This is a genomic window from Rhodanobacter sp. Soil772, from assembly GCF_001428385.1.
In the GTDB taxonomy this organism is placed as follows: Bacteria; Pseudomonadota; Gammaproteobacteria; order Xanthomonadales; family Rhodanobacteraceae; genus Rhodanobacter.
The window spans coordinates 675681-689658 of the sequence record NZ_LMSK01000001.1 but is presented as its reverse complement, the minus strand read 5'-3'; the positions used below and the strand labels follow the sequence as shown (position 1 = coordinate 689658).

The 13978-nt window shown below is 66.3% G+C and carries 16 protein-coding genes; 3 read left to right on the top strand and 13 right to left on the bottom strand.

The genetic code is table 11. From position 1 onward, the window contains the following. The first annotated feature begins 23 nt into the window (after window positions 1–23). Entirely contained in the window at window positions 24–686 is a 663-nt protein-coding gene (locus ASG75_RS03340; RefSeq protein WP_056385688.1) for a DNA-3-methyladenine glycosylase, read from the top strand. On the opposite strand, the gene ASG75_RS03335 is transcribed toward ASG75_RS03340, so the two are convergent. Beyond that, window positions 667–1092: a DUF2231 domain-containing protein gene (locus ASG75_RS03335; RefSeq protein WP_056385686.1), complete on the bottom strand. Its 426-nt coding sequence runs from the start codon at window positions 1090–1092 to the stop codon at window positions 667–669. The genes ASG75_RS03340 and ASG75_RS03335 overlap by 20 nt on opposite strands. 9 nt (window positions 1093–1101) lie before the next feature. Continuing rightward, a complete protein-coding gene (locus ASG75_RS03330) occupies window positions 1102–1443 on the bottom strand; it encodes a hypothetical protein (protein WP_056385684.1) in 342 nt (113 codons plus the stop codon). Window positions 1444–1637: 194 nt separating this feature from the next. Here ASG75_RS03330 and ASG75_RS03325 point away from each other — a divergent pair, with 194 nt between their 5' ends. After that, entirely contained in the window at window positions 1638–2561 is a 924-nt protein-coding gene (locus ASG75_RS03325) for an MBL fold metallo-hydrolase (protein ID WP_056385682.1), read from the top strand. Window positions 2562–2576: 15 nt separating this feature from the next. Here the strand turns inward: ASG75_RS03325 and bla are convergent, their stop codons facing one another. The 11 genes from bla to cmk form a co-directional block, all read right to left on the bottom strand. Continuing rightward, window positions 2577–3455, bottom strand: a complete 879-nt coding sequence (bla, locus tag ASG75_RS03320; protein ID WP_056386984.1) for a subclass B3 metallo-beta-lactamase — start codon at window positions 3453–3455, stop codon at window positions 2577–2579. Window positions 3456–3553: 98 nt separating this feature from the next. Next, the gene (locus ASG75_RS03315) at window positions 3554–3901 is read right to left on the bottom strand and encodes a tRNA-binding protein (protein WP_056385680.1); all 348 of its coding nucleotides are present in this window, start codon (window positions 3899–3901) and stop codon (window positions 3554–3556) included. Continuing rightward, window positions 3898–5187, bottom strand: a complete 1290-nt coding sequence (locus tag ASG75_RS03310) for an FAD-binding oxidoreductase (RefSeq protein ID WP_056385678.1) — start codon at window positions 5185–5187, stop codon at window positions 3898–3900. The genes ASG75_RS03315 and ASG75_RS03310 overlap by 4 nt, the downstream gene beginning before the upstream one ends. 78 nt (window positions 5188–5265) lie before the next feature. Further along, window positions 5266–6156 (bottom strand): UTP--glucose-1-phosphate uridylyltransferase GalU, encoded by an 891-nt coding sequence (galU, locus tag ASG75_RS03305; RefSeq protein WP_056385676.1) that lies wholly within the window; start codon window positions 6154–6156, stop codon window positions 5266–5268. Next, a complete protein-coding gene (locus tag ASG75_RS03300) occupies window positions 6153–8051 on the bottom strand; it encodes a nucleoside-diphosphate sugar epimerase/dehydratase (protein WP_056385675.1) in 1899 nt (632 codons plus the stop codon). The genes galU and ASG75_RS03300 overlap by 4 nt, the downstream gene beginning before the upstream one ends. Then, complete coding sequence (locus ASG75_RS03295; protein ID WP_056385672.1) at window positions 8038–9060, bottom strand: glycosyl transferase family 4; 1023 nt, start codon at window positions 9058–9060, stop codon at window positions 8038–8040. Before ASG75_RS03295 ends, ASG75_RS03300 begins: the two co-directional genes overlap by 14 nt. Window positions 9061–9067: 7 nt before the next feature. After that, entirely contained in the window at window positions 9068–10240 is a 1173-nt protein-coding gene (gene lapB, locus ASG75_RS03290) for a lipopolysaccharide assembly protein LapB (RefSeq protein WP_056385670.1), read from the bottom strand. Further along, window positions 10237–10485, bottom strand: a complete 249-nt coding sequence (locus ASG75_RS03285; protein ID WP_056385668.1) for a LapA family protein — start codon at window positions 10483–10485, stop codon at window positions 10237–10239. The genes lapB and ASG75_RS03285 overlap by 4 nt, the downstream gene beginning before the upstream one ends. Before the next feature lie 168 nt (window positions 10486–10653). Then, the gene (locus ASG75_RS03280; protein WP_008436224.1) at window positions 10654–10953 is read right to left on the bottom strand and encodes an integration host factor subunit beta; all 300 of its coding nucleotides are present in this window, start codon (window positions 10951–10953) and stop codon (window positions 10654–10656) included. Between the two features lie 71 nt (window positions 10954–11024). After that, window positions 11025–12698, bottom strand: a complete 1674-nt coding sequence (rpsA, locus tag ASG75_RS03275) for a 30S ribosomal protein S1 (protein WP_056385666.1) — start codon at window positions 12696–12698, stop codon at window positions 11025–11027. 176 nt (window positions 12699–12874) lie between these two features. Then, window positions 12875–13555: a (d)CMP kinase gene (cmk, locus tag ASG75_RS03270; protein ID WP_082547480.1), complete on the bottom strand. Its 681-nt coding sequence runs from the start codon at window positions 13553–13555 to the stop codon at window positions 12875–12877. Between the two features lie 112 nt (window positions 13556–13667). Here cmk and ASG75_RS03265 point away from each other — a divergent pair, with 112 nt between their 5' ends. Further along, window positions 13668–13925, top strand: a complete 258-nt coding sequence (locus tag ASG75_RS03265; RefSeq protein ID WP_056385664.1) for an acyl-CoA-binding protein — start codon at window positions 13668–13670, stop codon at window positions 13923–13925. Window positions 13926–13978 lie beyond the last annotated feature (53 nt).

The following is a 13978-nucleotide window of genomic DNA, read 5'->3' as shown; positions in this document are numbered from 1 at the left end:
GACCCACGGGAGCGATGCCGCCGATGAAAAACCGTGAGCCATCCCGGGCAGCGTATGCCGGAGCATCGGCGTTCCTGACCTCGATCGATGCCGACTGGGCGCGTCTGGTTGCGCAGATTGGCCCCTGTGGCCACGAACCGAAACCGGCGCGCGAGCCGTACGAGGCACTGGTGCGCGCGGTGGCCTACCAGCAGCTGCACGTGAAGGCTGGTGACGCGATCCTGGCGCGGCTGCTGGCTTTGCATCCGCGGCAGGCGTTTCCGTCGCCGGCGCAATTGCTCGATGCCGACTTCGACAGCATGCGTGCCTGTGGTTTTTCGGCGCGCAAGATCGAGACGATCCGCGGCATCGCCGCGGCCACGCTGGATGGTGTGGTGCCGGATCTGGTTACGGCCTTGGCGTTGCCGGACGAGGTACTGATCGCCCGGCTCAGCGCGCTGAAAGGGATCGGCCGCTGGACCGTGGAGATGTTCCTGATCTACAGCCTGGATCGGCCCGACATCCTGCCGGCAGACGACTTCGGCGTACGCGAGGGCCACCGCCTGCTGAAGTCGCTGGAAACCGCGCCGTCAGCGAAGACGATGGCGGCGATCGGCGAAGCATGGAGCCCGCATCGCACCGCTGCCGCCTGGTACCTGTGGCGCGTGCCGCGGCCGGCGAAAGTGGCTAGGCGGACGGCGGACTGACGCCGAGTCGATGCCCGTACACCAGCTTCCCGCCGAGCCAGCCGGCTACGCCCAGGCACAGGAAGCCCAGCACGCTCAGCCCGATTGCCAGCAGCCCGGGTTCGATCAATTCGGTGCCGTGCAGGCGCAGGAACAGGCTGACCACATAGCAGGTCAGCGCGCTCATCACCATGATCATGTGCCGATTGACGTCCTTGATCGCCGGATTGTCCTCGGCGACCTTGGCCAGCTCGAGAAAGCCGGCCAGCATGGCGGGGATCGAGAAGCCGACCCCCGCCATCAGCAATACGCCGGCAAGGCGCCACGCCGGTTCACCCCATACCGGGCTGGCAAGATCCGCCGCCGTGGCCAGCGACCAGCAGGCAATCGGGAAGTGGACCAGCGCGGGATGGAGTGGATGGCGCATGGCGATACCTCAGCCCAGCAGCAGGCTCAGCAGGGTGAGGAAACCGGCCACCGCGACACCGGCGTGCACGAACACCACAGCCTTCGGCGCGATCTGCTTGCGCAGGTGGAACGAGGCGAGGAAGAAGCCGCCCAGCGCCGCAACCACCAGCAGACCCAGCGCCGCGGTGAGCCGCCCCGGCGCCGCACCCTGCAGCACCACGAGGATCAGCAGCACCAGACCACTGGCACCAAGCAGCGCGTGCAGCACCGAGATCGCCCACGGCGCCAGCTTGCCGCGCAACACGCTGGAAGCCAGCACCAGTCCGCCAATGGCGGCAATCGCAAAAACCAGAATCGCATAGAGCAGCATATCGTTCCCCCTGAGTCACGCGTTGATGAAGTGAGTAACAACTGATCGGATGCGGCAGCGCGCCCCAAGGTTCCCCAGCGCTGCGACGACCCATGCAGGATGCACCTTTCAGGCAGCCATTGCGACCATGGTCCGGGTGTCCGTCCCGCAGTGACTTGCTACCCTCGCCGGATCGTCCGGTTCGCGAGGCAGGCATGGCAAGCACCCACGGCATCCACACCATCGACACCGGCTTCGTGCGGCCGCAGTTCGACGCGGCCTACCTGGTCGTGGAGAACGACCGCGGCGCCTTCATCGACTGCGGCACGAACTTCGCCGTGCCGCGCATGCTGGCGGCGCTGGACGAGGCGGGAATCGCCGCTGCCGCGGTGGACTGGCTGATCCTCACCCACGTGCACCTGGACCATGCCGGCGGCGCCGGCGAATTGATCGCGCGGCTGCCGAACGCGCAGCTGGTAGTGCATCCGCGCGGCGCGCGCCACATGATCGATCCCTCGGTGCTGTGGGCCGGCGCCAGCGCGGTGTATGGCGAGGCGGTGATGGAGCAGACCTACGGCCGGCTGCGCCCGATTCCTGCCGAGCGCGTCATCGAGGCGCCGGACGGGCACGTGGTGGAACTGGCTGGCAGGCCGCTGCTGTGCATCGACACGCCCGGCCACGCGAAGCACCACCTTACTGTGTACGACGAGCGCGCCAACGTGTGCTTCACCGGCGACGTGTTCGGCTTGTCGTATCGCGATTTCGACACCGCGAACGGCCCGTTCATCCTGCCTACCACCTCGCCGGTGCAGTTCGATCCGCCAGCGCTGCATGCGTCGATCGAGCGGCTGGTCGCCCTGAAACCCGACGCGATGTACCTCACCCACTACGGCCGGGTGGAGAGCGTCGAACGATTGGCCGCCGACCTGCATGCGCAGATCGACGCGATGGTGGATCTCGCCCGCGCCGCGCACGGCAAGCCCGACCGGCATGCCGTGCTGATGGAGTCGCTGACCGATCTCTACGCGACCCGTGCCGCGGCCCACGGCTGGCGCCACGGACGCGACGCCTTGCGCCAGCTGCTGGGCATGGATATCGAGTTGAATGCGCAGGGGCTGGAGGTCTGGCTGGATCGCTGATCGACCGGCATCGGCTCACTTGCCCGTTGCGCGCGCCTCCTGCTGCTCCTTCGCCAGGCGTTCCTCGAAGCGCGGCTGCGCCGCCGCGGCATAGGCGCGACAGGCGCCGGTGTCGACCAGGGCATCGGGCGAATGCTTGCGATCGCGCGCGGCGATCTTCTGCATGAAGCCGCTGACCTCGGGGTGCGGAGTGATCAGGATGTCGCACGGCAAGCCGGCGACCGTTGCGAAGGACCGGCGGAAACTCGCGACCCGTGCCGGGTCGTCGCTGTAGCGGAAGCCATCGTGGCCGAGTGCGGTGAGGCTGTCGACGTAAGCCAGCGACAGGCAGCGTTTCTTTTCGCAGGAGCGCCAGGTCCATGACGTGCTGCCTGGCGTGTGGCCGGGCGTGTAGTGCGCCGTGATGGCGATCGACCCCACCTGCACGGCAGCGCCATCGGCGACCACCTCGACCGGCGCGACCGCCGGATAGCGTGGCGCCATGCCGAATTGCGGGTCGTCCGGATCATGGCCGCCCGAATGCAGCTCCTTCGCGCCGGCCGCGCTTGCCGCTACCGTGGCGCCGCTGTCGTGCGCCAGCCTGGCGATCGCCCCGGCGTGGTCGGAGTGGGCGTGCGAGTTGAGGATCAGCTTGATGTCGCGCAGGCGGAAACCGAGCGCGCGGATGTTCGCCTCGATCTGCGCCGCATTGCCTTCCAGCGTGCCGTCGATCAGCACGTGGCCCTGCGGCGAAGTGATCAGGATCGCGCTCAGTCCCTGCGTGCCCACGTACCAGCTGTTGCCGTAGATGCGGAACGGCTGCTGCGGCTGGCTCCAGGCGGCATTGTTCGCGTGCGCCATACCTGCCGCGAACAGGGCGGCGCCAATCCACAGCGTGCGGATGAAGGGGTTCATGCGGGGCTCCATGGCGGAAACGAAGTCGTCATGGTGGCCGGCGCTGGCGAACATATGCTGGCGCGTTGCTGGCAAATCGCGGGCAACGCGCGGCCGGCTCAGGCCAACCGGGTGCCGTTCGGTACCGGGCGCTCGATCGCGGTGACCACCACGCCATCGTCGGTGGGAAAGCCGGTCAGCAGGAACTGCGAGCGGAACGGGCCGATCTGCTTTTCCGGAAAGTTGATCACGCCCACGATCTGTCGGCCGAGCAAGTCCTCTGCCCGGTATAGCGCGGCGATCTGCGCGCTGGTCTTCTTCTCGCCGTAGGGTCCGAAATCCGCCCACACTTTCCATGCCGGCTTGCGTGCCTCAGGGAATGGCTCGACCCTGGTCACCGTGCCGGCGACGATCAGGACTTTCTCGAAATCGGCCCAGCTGATTTCCGGGTGATTCGTTGCACTCATCCTTCCAACCTCGTTTTCAGACAGTCGCGGCTTTGCTGCCACCAGTAGCTGGCCTGCGCCGCAAGATAACCGAATGGGCGGTGGGTGCTGCCCAAGCCGTAGTCGGCGAACTGCTTCCAGCGGTCGTCGCCCTCGGCGATCGCCGCCGCCAGCAACTCGCCGGCGGCGCAGGTCGGCGCCAAGCCGTGGCCGCCGAAGGCCTGGGCCCACCACAGGCCGTCGCCGTCGCCGCCGATCTGCGGCATCTGATGCCGCGCGTAGCTCATCAGGCCCGACCAGGCATGCTCGATGCGCACGCCTTTCAGTTGCGGGAATACCCGCAGCAGGTCCCTCGTCAGCAGGCGCTGCACTCCGCGTGGCGAGCGGTTGAGCACCGAGATGCGCCCGCCCCACAGCAGCCGCGTATCCGGCAGCGCGCGGTAGTAGTCGAACGCGAAGCGGCTGTCGTAGATCGCTGCGCGGGTGTGCAGGCACTCGTCCAGGCGAGCGCCGAGCGGCTCGGTCACCATCACGTAGGTGGCGATCGGCAGGATCGCCCGATCGATCGGCTTCTGCAGGCCAGCCAGGTAACCGCCGCAGGCCAGCACTACCTGATCGGCCAGCAGTTCGCCTTGCGCGGTGCGCAGGCGCCATTGCAGACCCTCGCGCGCGAGGCTGCGCACGCCGCTGTTCTCGTGGATGCGCACGCCCTGCCCGGCTGCCGCCGCGGCCAGGCCAATCGCATAGTTGAGCGGGTGCAGGTGCAACGCGTCGCGCTCGTACAGGCCATCGTGATAGCGCTCGCTGCGGATGCGCGCGCGCAGTTCGGTTTCGGGCAGCCACTGCCACTGCACGCCGTAATGTTCGGCCAGCAGTTGCTGGCGCTGGCGCAGCACGGCGGGGTCGCGGAACCAGTTGGCCCAGATCACGCCTTCGTCGACCGCATCGCAGGTGATTGCGTGGTCGGCGATGCGCCGGCGGATCCGCCCGACCGCTTCGGTGGTGAGCTTGAACAGCGCCTGCGCGCGTGCCTCGCCCAGTTGGTCGAGCAGTGATTGCTCGCCCAGCGAGTAGCCGGCAAAGACGAAGCCGCCGTTGCGGCCGGACGCGCCGAAACCGACCTGCTCGCGTTCCAGCAGCACCACGTCGCGCACGCCGCGCTCGGCCAGCCCGAGCGCCGTGTTCAAGCCGGCAAAGCCGCCACCGATGACGGCAACACGCGCGTGCGCGCTGCCCTGAAGTGGCGTCCAGGCCGCGTACGGCGTGGCCGTGGCGCGGTAGTAGGAGGTGGGCGAGGATGGATTCATGCTGCAGCGATGGCCGACGCCGATGTCCGTAACCGGGCAAGCATATCGCTCAAACCCGGACGTTGACGCGAACGTGGTTCAAAGCTGGCCGAGGAAGGCACGCACGGTGGGCGCGAGCTTCGGGTCCTGCATGGCCATGTGCATGGTGGCGCGCACCAGGCCGGCCTTGTTGCCGCAATCGAAACGGATGCCTTCGAAACGATAGGCCAGCACCTTGCCCTGCTCTTTCAGCAGCGCCTCGATCGCATCGGTGAGCTGGATCTCGCCGCCGGCGCCCGGCGTGGTCTGTTCCAGCAGCTGGAAGATACGGCCGGGCAGCACGTAACGCCCGACCACGGCCAGGTTCGACGGCGCATCGGCCGGCTTGGGCTTCTCGACCATGTAGCGGATCAGGGCACTGCGGTCGTCGACCGGCGTGGCGTCGACGATGCCGTATTTGTCGGTGTCGCTGTGCGGCACTTCCTCCACCGCGATCACGCCGGCCTGCTGCGCATCGGCGAGCTCGGCCATCTGCCGCAGCGCACCCTTGCCGGCGCCTGCTCCCATCTGGCCGTTCCAGATCAGGTCATCCGGCAGGATCACGCCGAACGGCTCGTCGCCGACCACCGGCTTCGCGCACAGCACCGCATGCCCCAGGCCGAGTGCCTCGGGCTGGGTCACGAAGATCGCCCGCACGTGCCGCGGCAAGGTGCCCTGCACCAGCGCCAGCAGTTCGGCCTTGCCCTTTTCCTGCAGCTTCGACTCCAGCTCGTAGGCCTTGTCGAAGTAGTCGGCGATCGCGTGCTTGTAGCGGTTGGTGACGAAGATCAGCGTGTCGGCACCTGCGTCCACCGCCTCGTCGACGGCGTACTGGATCAGCGGCTTGTCGAGAACCGGCAGCATTTCCTTGGCGACCACCTTGGTCGCCGGCAGGAAGCGCGTGCCGAGTCCGGCCACGGGAAACACCACTTTGCGCAGGGGCTTGCTCACTCATTGATCTCCGGGTTGGCGCGACGGATCGACACCACGTTGTCCGGCTGTGCCGATTCGCTCCAGCGGAACGAGGGCAGCAGGCTGGACACGCAGCGTCGAAGTTCTTCTTCATTGAAAACGTCGGCCGCCTCGGCAGCCTTGTGCAGCAACGCTTGCAACAGTTCCCACGACACTTCGCGATGTTGTGCCAGGAAGATCTTGGCGTGCGCGGTGGCGCTGTAGTTCTCCAGCGGATGGAACAGCTCCTCGAACAGCTTTTCACCCGCACGCAGGCCGGTGTACACGATCGGGATTTCGCTGCCGGGCTTCTTTCCGGCGAGACGGATCATCTGCTCGGCCAGGTCGCGGATCTTCACCGGCTCGCCCATGTCGAGCGCGAAGATCTCGCCGCCCTTGCCGATGCTCGCGGTCTGCAGGATCAGCTGGCAGGCCTCGGGGATCGTCATGAAGTAGCGCGATATTTCCGGGTGCGTCACGGTAACCGGACCACCTTCGCGGATCTGCCGGCGGAACAGCGGCACCACCGAGCCGGCCGAATCCAGCACGTTGCCGAAGCGTACCGTCATGAAACGGGTATCGGCGTGCGCGTTGAGGTTCTGGCAGTAGATCTCGGCGACGCGCTTGCAGGCGCCCATCACGCTGGTCGGATTGACCGCCTTGTCGGTGGAGATCAGCACGAAGCACTCGACCCCGACTTCGCGGGCCGCATCGGCCACCGTGCGCGTGCCCAGCACGTTGTTGCGGAACGCCGCGCGCAATTGCCCCTGCAGCATCGGCACGTGCTTGTAGGCCGCCGCATGGAACACTACCTGCGGCTGCGCATCCGCGAATGCTTTCTGCATCGCGGTATGGTCGCCGCAATTGGCGAGGATGCCGTCAAGGATCAATTCGGGAAACTGCGCACGCAGTTCCTGGCTGATCCGGTACAGGTTGAATTCGCTCTGTTCGACCACGGTGAGCGACTGCGCGCCCAGCCGGGCGACCTGCCGGCACAGTTCCGAACCGATCGAACCGCCGCCGCCGGTGATCAGCACTCGGCGCCCGCTGAGGGTTTCGCGGATCGCGGTCCAGTCCAGTTCCACCGCGTCACGGCCGAGCAGGTCCTCGATCGCCACTTCCTTGATCTGGTTGAACTGGGCGCGGCCGGCCACCACGTCCTCCAGCCGCGGCACCGTCCGGTACGGCAGGTCGGTGGCGTCGCACAGCGATACCACCCGCCGCATTTCGGCCGTCGATGCGCCCGGCAGCGCGATCAGCAGCATGTCGACCGCCACTTCGCGGGCCACCTCGGGTAATTCGTCGAAGCGTCCCAGTACCGGGTGACCGTTGATGCTGGCGCCGCGCAGGCTGGGCTTGTCGTCGACGAAGCCGACCACGGCGTAGCGGTTGTCGCGACGCAGGTCGCGCGCGAGTACTTCGCCGGCACGATCCGCGCCCACGATCAGGACCCGCTTCGCGGTCTGGTTCTGCAGCAGGTCGCTGCGGCTGTCCTTCCAGTAACGGTAGGCCAGCCGCGGGCCGCCGAGCAGCGTGGCGAGCAGCAGCGGATAGAGCACCAGCACCGCACGCGGCACACCCTCGAGCCGGTCGTACAGGAACAGCGATACGCCGATGAGCAACGAGCCGATCACCACGGCACGCACGATGTTCCACAGGTCCGGCAGGCTGGCGAAACGCCAGACACTCTTGTACAGCCCGGTCCAGCGGAAGATCAGCCCCTGCACCAGCAGCACGATCGGGAACTCCAGCGACTGGAAGCTGACCAGCTCGTCCGGCCTCAGCGTGTAACGCAACAGTTTGGCGATCCACCAGGCGAACACGGCCATGGCCAGATCGTGCAGCACGACGGCAATACGCGGATGGATGAAGCCGACAAGCTTACGCAGCGACATGGGGTGTCCTGGGCAGAGGGCGTCGCAGGCAGCGACGTTTCAGCGCCAGCCATGCGACTGCCGCTCCAAGATAGACGGTTATGGTAATCGGCAGCGCCATTCGCAGATGACTCCAGGCCAACCAGGCCAACGGCGCCGCGATCAGCAGATTCCAGCCCAGATAGGCGGCACCTGTCCGTGCGTGCGTTCCCCCGCGGCGCACCAGCCACTGATACAGGTGTTCGCGGTGTGCAGTGTACCAGCGCCGTCCGCGCCACATGCGGGTCAGCAGGGTCAGGCTGGCATCGACCACGAACGTCGACGACAGGATCAGTGCAGGCCATAGCAGGGCATGCTCGACGCGCCACAACATCGCGCTGAACGCAAAGATCAGCAGGCCGATGCTGCCACTGCCGACGTCGCCCATGAAGATCCGTGCCGGTGGCCGGTTGAACCACCAGAAGCCCAGCGCCGATGCGGCAAGGACCGCCGCCGCCATGGCCAGCGTGGGCTGCGCCGCCGCCCATGCCAGCAAGGCCAGACCTGCGCCGACGAAAATCGCCTGCTGTGCCAGCAAGCCGTCGATGCCGTCCATGAAATTGTGCAGGTTGATGCTCCAGGCGCCGCCGATCAGCAACAGCGGCAACCACCACCATGACAAGCCGGTAGCCAGCAGGCTCAGCGAAAACAGGCCGACCGCCAGCAACTGGACAGCCAGCCGCGGCAGTACCGGCAACGAGCGGTGATCGTCCCACCAGCCAGCCAGCGCCACCAGCAGGAGCGCGGCGAACAGACCGGCAATCACGCTTGTCGGCCATGCCGCCGGCAAACCCGACAGCACGCCAGGCAGGCAGACCAGCATCGCCACGACGATGCCGATGCCGCCGCCGCGCGGGGTCGGCAGGCGGTGCGAACGGCGTTGTCCGGGCTGGTCCAGCATGCCGCGCCGGTGCGCATAGCCGATCGCGCCGCGCGCCAGCAGCAAGGTGATCGACAAGCTGGCCAGCAACCATCCCATGGTCAGATACATGCTCCGCTCACTCGCTGGCGACACCGTGGATCGGTCGGATCGTACTCCAGCTCTTGCAGCTGGGGCATTGCCAGTGATGCGCCTTGGCGCCGAAGCCGCAACGGCTGCAGCGATACATCGCCTGGCCCTCCAGCAACTTGCGGGTCAGGTCGCGCAGGATCAGGAAATTCTCGCGCGCCTCGCCCTCGATCTTGTCCATGGTGGCGTCGATCAGCGCCATCAGCCCGCGCACCGACGGACGCTGGCGCAACTGCGCCGTCAGGAAATCGATCGCCGCCCGCTCGCCGTCGCGCTGCCGGTACAGATGAGTCAACGCCAGCACCGGCGAGATGCCGTGGTAGCGCCCCAGCATGTCGTGCAGGAAACCTTCGGCGCGTTCCATCTGCTGCGAACGGGCGTAGCTGTTGAGCAGCGGCGGCAGGATATCCGGGGTAAACGCGATATCGGCCTTGATCGCCGCCTCGTAGGCCGTCACCGCTTCGACGTGCTGGCCGTCTTCGGATTGCAGGCGGCCGGTCAGCATGAAGGCGCGTACGCAATCGGGCTGGCATTCGAACGCCTGGCGCAGGTAGTCGCGCGCTTCGGCGCGGGCGCCATGCTGGCGCGAGCGGTCGGCCAGTTCGCAATAGAACTGGGCGATCATCGGCGCTTCGTCCTCGCCGGTCATCACCTCCAGCCGGCGCGCATGCTCGATCGCCTTGTGCCAGTCGCGTTCGTGCTGATAGATCGCGATCAGGTGGCGCAGCGCCGATGGCGCGTGCGCGTCCATCGCCACCAGGTCGGAGAACAGCGCCTCGGCGCGATCCAGCAGGCCGGCGCGCATGTAGTCCTCGCCCAGTTCCAGCAGGGCCACCGTCTTCATCGCGTCGGTCAGGCCCGGCCGCGAGACCAGGTGCTGGTGCAGCCGGATCGCCCGGTCCACCTCGCCGCGGCGACGGAACAGGTTGCCCAGCGCCAGGTGCGTCTCGACCGTGTCGCGGTTGTATTCGGCCAGCTTGAGGAAGACCTCGATCGCCTTGTCCTGCTCCTCGTTGAGCAGGTAGTTCAGGCCGCGGAAGTAGTCCGAGGACAGCTCGCTGACTTCGGCCCCGGACCGGCGCGCGCCGATCTGGCGGGAGGCCCACCAGCCCAGGACGAACGCGACTGGTACCAGCGGAGCCAGCACATACAGGAGATTCATGGCTTGGCCGGCAGCTTCTTGTCCGCACGCAGTTGTCGGCGGCGCTGGCGCATGCTCACGCCCAGCCAGGCGGTAAGCCCGCCCAGCAACCAGCCGATCACCAGGGCGACCAGCAAGGCAGCGCCCTTGGGCAATCGTACCTGGGCGAACGCAAGGTCGTAGCCGACCAGATCGGCATTGAGCGCGCCCAGCACGGTGCCGGCGGCGATGAAGATCACGAGGACGATGATGGCGAGCAGTCGCATGGCCAAGACTTTACCCGATTGCTCGTGACAGGCACAGGCAGTGCGGGCGATCCATGCGGCAACGATTCATGACGGCCTTGCGGCCATCGCGGATGGCGCGCAATAAAAAGGCAGGACCGACTTGCGTCGCCTGCCTTCGATCGGCTTTTCTGCATATCAACCGACTTGTCAGGCGGTTTTCTGTTCCAGGTCCTGGTTGACGCGTTCGCGCAGTTCCTTGCCCGGTTTGAAGTGCGGGACGTGCTTGCCGGGCAGTGCCACGGCTTCACCCGTCTTGGGGTTGCGCCCCATGCGCGGCGGTCGATAGTGCAGCGCGAAGCTGCCGAAACCGCGCACTTCGATGCGTTCGCCATGAGCCAGGGCATGGCTCATCTGCTCGATGACGCTCTTCACGGCCATCTCGACGTCGGCAAACGCAAGGTGGGTCTGGCGCCTGGCCAGCGCCTCGATCAATTCGGATTTAGTCATGGGCCCCAATGTCCGTGACATGAAACAGCGGGGCGGCGATATGCCGCCCCGCGTCAGGCTGATGCAGGTGATCAGTCGGCCTTGTTGAACTGCTCCTTGAGCAGCGCACCAAGCTTGGTCGTGCCGCTGGCAGCGGACGAGTAATCCACCGACGTGTCGGGCACATCTTCCTCGTCCTTCGCGCGGATCGAGAGCGCCAGCTGGCGACCCTTGCGATCCATGCCGGTGAACTTGGCTTCGACCTTGTCGCCCACCTTCAGGTGCAAGGTGGCATCGTCGATACGCTCCTTGGCGATGTCGTTGGCACGCAGGTAGCCCTCGACGCCTTCGCCCAGATCGATCACGGCGCCCTTCGCATCGACTTCCTTGACCGTGCCGTTGACGATGCTGCCGCGCGGATTCGCCGCCATGAACTGGCCGAACGGATCCTGCTCCATCTGCTTGATGCCGAGCGAGATGCGTTCGCGCTCCGGGTCCACCGCCAGCACCACGGCCTCGATCTCGTCGCCCTTCTTGAAGTTGCGCACCAGGTCTTCACCGGACATCTGCCAGGAGATGTCGGACAGGTGCACCAGGCCGTCGATGCCGCCGTCCAGGCCGATGAACACGCCGAAATCGGTGATCGACTTGATCTGGCCGGAGACCTTGTCGCCCTTCTTGTGCATCGCGGCGAACGCTTCCCACGGATTGGAGCGCGTCTGCTTGATGCCCAGCGAGATGCGGCGACGCTCCTCGTCCACGTCCAGCACGGTCACTTCGGTCTCGTCACCGACCTGCACCACCTTGGCCGGGTTGACGTTCTTGTTGGTCCAGTCCATCTCGGACACGTGCACCAGGCCTTCCACGCCCGGCTCGATCTCGACGAAGCAGCCGTAATCGGTGACGTTGGAGACCTTGCCGAACAGGCGGCTGCCGACCGGGTAGCGGCGGGCGATGGCGACCCACGGGTCGTCGCCCAGCTGCTTCAGGCCCAGCGAAACGCGGTTGCGCTCCTTGTCGTACTTCAGCACGCGCACGTCCAGTTCGTCGCCGACGTTGACGACTTCGGACGGATGACGCACGCGCTTCCACGCCATGTCGGTGATGTGCAGCAGGCCGTCGATACCGCCCAGGTCCACGAACGCGCCGTAGTCGGTGAGATTCTTGACCGTACCCTTGACCACCGCACCTTCGGTCAGGCGCTCAAGCAGCTTCTCGCGCTCCTCGGAGAACTCGGTCTCGACGACGGCGCGGCGGCTGACCACCACGTTGTTGCGCTTGCGGTCCAGCTTGATGATCTTGAACTCGAGTTCCTTGCCCTCGAGGTAGACCGGGTCGCGCACCGGGCGCACATCGACCAGCGAGCCCGGCAGGAATGCGCGGACATCCTTGATGTCGACGGTGAAACCGCCCTTGACCTTGCCGGAAATCATGCCGACGATGGTCTCTTCCTTGTCGAACGCCTGCTCCAGGTCGTCCCACACCATCGAGCGCTTGGCCTTCTCGCGCGACAGCTTGGTTTCACCGAAACCGTCTTCCAAAGCTTCGAGGGCTACCTTCACCTCGTCGCCTACCTGCACCTCCAGCACGCCGTCCTCGCTCTTGAACTGCTCGATCGGGACGATGCCTTCGCTCTTCAGGCCGGCATTGATCACGACGACGTCATTGCGGATTTCCACAACGATGCCGGTGACGATGGCGCCGGGCTTCAGCTTGGAGATAGCCTGTTGGCTCTGTTCAAACAGTTCGGCAAAACTTTCAGTCATGTTGATTCCATAGTGGGAAAAGACCGTGATCCGTTGCGCCTGGTTGGGTGTTGCGCACGAACTTTCCGGTCCACCGGTTGAGGGTGTCTTCGGGTGGTTCCACGGAACCGACCGTCGTCACCGTTGGCCAAAACCCCCTGCCGCGGCAGGGGCACAGAAACCGTCGCGCAATCCGGTCAGGGCTGCACGACGGCAAGTACTTTCGCGACGACCTCGTCGATGCCCATCCCGGTGGTATCCACCAGCACGGCATCCTCGGCAGGCTTGAGCGGCGCAACCGCCCGCGATGCATCGCGGCTGTCACGCGCCTCAATTTCTCGCTGAAGGCCGGCAAGTGTAACGCTGAGCCCCTTTTCCTTCAACTGCTTATAGCGCCTTTTCGCCCGCTCGGCGGCGCTCGCGGTGAGGAAAACCTTGTGCGCCGCGTCCGGGAAGATCACCGTGCCCATGTCGCGCCCGTCGGCGACCAGGCCGGGCGCCTTGCGGAAGCCCAACTGCAGCGCCACCAGGGCCTCGCGCACCGAGGGCATCGAGGCGATCGCCGAAGCCGCGGCACCGGCGGTTTCGGTGCGCAATTCGTCGGTGGCGTCGTGCCCGTTGACGATCACCCGGGTCTCGCCGCCGTCGCTGGCCGCGCGGAAATGGATCTTCGTGCCCTGCGCGCAGCGGGTCACCGCCTCGACGTCCGACAGGTCCAGTCCGGCCATGCCCGCGGCGTAGCCCACGGCGCGGTACAGCGCACCGGAATCCAGCAACCGCCACCCCAGCCGTTCGGCCACCAGTGCGCTGATGGTGCCCTTGCCCGATCCCGATGGCCCGTCGATGGTGAGTACGGGAACGGCGGGAGCATGGCTCATGACAGGATCCTGGCTGAATGGCGAAAGCGGAGGAGTTTACCGCGTTGACCCCATCGGGGACGCGTGCTATCTAGCCGGTCTCCTTGTCCGCAAGCCATGTCCGATCCGCCTTATGACCGACCTTCGCCGCGAGTTCGACCAGGCTGCCAAGGACATCCAGCGATTGGCCAAGCGCCCCGACAACGACACCTTGCTGAAGCTCTACGCGCTCTACAAGCAGGGCTCGGAAGGCGACCTGAAACGCGCCCAGCCCGGCTTCTTCGACTTCGTCGGCACCGCCAAGCACGAGGCCTGGGCGCAGTTGAACGGCGTCCCCGAAGAGGAAGCCATGCGCCGCTACATCGTGCTGGTGCACCAGTTGCTGACCTGACCCCGGCCGCCGTATCGCATACGGCGCTTGCTTTCAGGTACCGAACACCGGCA

Excerpts from the sequence above, each read along its gene's own strand:
- ASG75_RS03340 (WP_056385688.1), top strand. The coding sequence starts at position 24 with ATGAAAAACCGTGAGCCATCCCGGGCAGCGTATGCCGGAGCATCGGCG.
- ASG75_RS03335 (WP_056385686.1), bottom strand. The coding sequence starts at position 1,092 with ATGCGCCATCCACTCCATCCCGCGCTGGTCCACTTCCCGATTGCCTGC.
- ASG75_RS03330 (WP_056385684.1), bottom strand. The coding sequence starts at position 1,443 with ATGCTGCTCTATGCGATTCTGGTTTTTGCGATTGCCGCCATTGGCGGA.
- ASG75_RS03325 (WP_056385682.1), top strand. The coding sequence starts at position 1,638 with ATGGCAAGCACCCACGGCATCCACACCATCGACACCGGCTTCGTGCGG.
- bla (WP_056386984.1), bottom strand. The coding sequence starts at position 3,455 with ATGAACCCCTTCATCCGCACGCTGTGGATTGGCGCCGCCCTGTTCGCG.
- ASG75_RS03315 (WP_056385680.1), bottom strand. The coding sequence starts at position 3,901 with ATGAGTGCAACGAATCACCCGGAAATCAGCTGGGCCGATTTCGAGAAA.
- ASG75_RS03310 (WP_056385678.1), bottom strand. The coding sequence starts at position 5,187 with ATGAATCCATCCTCGCCCACCTCCTACTACCGCGCCACGGCCACGCCG.
- ASG75_RS03300 (WP_056385675.1), bottom strand. The coding sequence starts at position 8,051 with ATGTCGCTGCGTAAGCTTGTCGGCTTCATCCATCCGCGTATTGCCGTC.
- ASG75_RS03295 (WP_056385672.1), bottom strand. The coding sequence starts at position 9,060 with ATGTATCTGACCATGGGATGGTTGCTGGCCAGCTTGTCGATCACCTTG.
- lapB (WP_056385670.1), bottom strand. The coding sequence starts at position 10,240 with ATGAATCTCCTGTATGTGCTGGCTCCGCTGGTACCAGTCGCGTTCGTC.
- ASG75_RS03285 (WP_056385668.1), bottom strand. The coding sequence starts at position 10,485 with ATGCGACTGCTCGCCATCATCGTCCTCGTGATCTTCATCGCCGCCGGC.
- ASG75_RS03280 (WP_008436224.1), bottom strand. The coding sequence starts at position 10,953 with ATGACTAAATCCGAATTGATCGAGGCGCTGGCCAGGCGCCAGACCCAC.
- rpsA (WP_056385666.1), bottom strand. The coding sequence starts at position 12,698 with ATGACTGAAAGTTTTGCCGAACTGTTTGAACAGAGCCAACAGGCTATC.
- cmk (WP_082547480.1), bottom strand. The coding sequence starts at position 13,555 with ATGAGCCATGCTCCCGCCGTTCCCGTACTCACCATCGACGGGCCATCG.
- ASG75_RS03265 (WP_056385664.1), top strand. The coding sequence starts at position 13,668 with ATGACCGACCTTCGCCGCGAGTTCGACCAGGCTGCCAAGGACATCCAG.